Annotated in this window: 2 protein-coding genes; both read left to right on the top strand. The window is 39.4% G+C overall.

The window, feature by feature from the left end:
- Positions 1–624, top strand: a 624-nt coding sequence (locus tag AB4160_RS18390) for a site-specific integrase (RefSeq protein WP_372005872.1), incomplete at its 5' end; no start/stop codon positions are given.
- Between the two features lie 168 nt (positions 625–792).
- A complete protein-coding gene (locus AB4160_RS18385; RefSeq protein ID WP_164717954.1) occupies positions 793–960 on the top strand; it encodes a hypothetical protein in 168 nt (55 codons plus the stop codon).
- Positions 961–2,043 lie beyond the last annotated feature (1,083 nt).

Here is a 2,043-nt window from a genome sequence, read left to right as displayed (position 1 = left end):
CAAAAGCCCAAAGTTAAAGCCAACCAAGAAAGAGACCGTTGGGATACGAGTGAACTAAAAAGGCTGATACATTCCGCCGAATTTAAAGCTTCAACAGCGGACTTTAAGTGGGTCACCCGATTGATGCTTTATGGCGGCCTAAGGCCATCAGAGGCGTGTCAGTTAAAGCCCATTGACATCGTCGTAATCGAAGGTATTCATTGCATTAACGTTGATGACAGCGGCAAAGGGCAACGTATTAAGAATGCCAATGCAAGACGCAGTATTCCAATCCACCAAAGCTTGATAAAGCAGGGCTTTATTGAATTTGTAAAAACACGTAAAAAACATCCCCAGTTGTTTAATTATAAACCAGTGGGGTTAGTGGAAGATTGGTCAAAAACCTATTGTAAGCACCTATCGATATTACAAACCTGCATTGGCATGAAAGCGAGTCAACGACCAACGGCTTATAGTCTACGACACACTTTTATCGATGAGTTTAAGCGTTTGGATATCAGCGAGCATATTGTGGCGCAGATAGTTGGCCACGCAAACCCAAAAATCACCTACGGCCGCTATGGGAAGGATATGCAGGCTAGGGCATTACTCAAATACATTGAGCGACTTGAATATAATATTTGATGATCGGGTGTGTTTATTCGAAAGTGATAGAGGAGTGTGTAGCTCATTTATGCCCCTTTTCGTTTTACATGATCTATCCGCGACCCACTTACAATGTGTCAGTTGACCAAATTTTATTAATGAGCCAAGGTATCTAAAGGACTAAGGAATTACCAGAGAGGGAATGCAATGAAAGTCGAAATCGAAAGAACCGAAGATGGAGAGGCTTTTTTCAGATTACCTGATGAATATCTTGCAGACCTAAAATGGCAAGATGGTGATGTCATTGAGTGGATTGATAATAAAGATGGTACCTGGACCTTACGAAAGTCCTCGGTAGCAAGTCCTGCGGATTAGTCATGCTGGTCAATGGGTTTTATTCATAATTATTTAGAAAATGGATGCAGCATCAGACTTATGTACATCATTGATGATTGATCATGAAGTACTGGCGATAGAGATAGATTATTGGAAAATGGGCGGGAAACATGATATCGAGCTCAGGTTTATCCAATCAGCAACCCACAACAAATGCCTATGTGGAAAGCTACACACTACTGTACGGCATGAATAGCTGTGGTTTTATAACAATGAACGACCTAACACATATGAGCCTTCCGCCAGTCAATAGGCGAACCTAACTTATTTGACTGCTTTTGCAGTCAAATAAAAATCAATCAACAAATTCATCTACTTCGTCTGTCATTTAGCTGTAGTGGTATGGTGAATTTTGCCACTATTTTAGAGCATACCTAGCTTATTTATGCCCCTTTATTAGTTACAGGCGATTTGCAGGACAGAGCAGTGGCGAGTCTTTCGACCAATTTTTTCTCATCGGTAAGTGACCGTTACTGATAACTTTAAGTCAGAGATAAATATAAACTCTCATTTTTAGTTTTTTGTTCGTTTATCTAGCATTACTTTGCTAGAGTACGTATTAATCAATAACTTCACTAAGCCGTAGTTTAAATAATAAGGTTGAACTAAATAAGCTTATTAGTGTAAAACTTTTAGAACTAGAAGAAACTCTTACTCATGTAATGATGGATCTTGCTACAGCTGTCAGCGTATTAAGAGATTATGAGTCAAGTGCTCGGTTTAAAGAGCCAAGCAACAGTGAAAAAAGGCAATGTGTCTGGCGAGCAAATATAGGATGATGTTAATCAGTAAATTAAATGGCTTACTTTATTTCGCTACTTCAAAGCTGAAAACCAAGAAACAGTAATTAAAGTTTTTGCTGCTCGATCTTCTTTTCTGAAATCAAACGAAGCTTGGGCATTATCGCGTTAGCCGTCCAAGCCTCTGTTTTATGTTGATCTGGTGAATGTAGCAAGCCAGCAAATAGAAAAACAAATACAACAAAATGTTGCAGCGAGGCTGTAACTAATTTTGTGTAACTGCTTATCAACACGTACTCTAGAGAGAGTCAAGGATAGGCAG

The organism is Shewanella sp. 10N.286.51.B8, from assembly GCF_041469325.1.
Lineage (GTDB): Bacteria > Pseudomonadota > Gammaproteobacteria > Enterobacterales > Shewanellaceae > Shewanella.
Note: the sequence above shows the minus strand (reverse complement) of the source record. Positions and strands in the feature narration are given on the sequence as shown.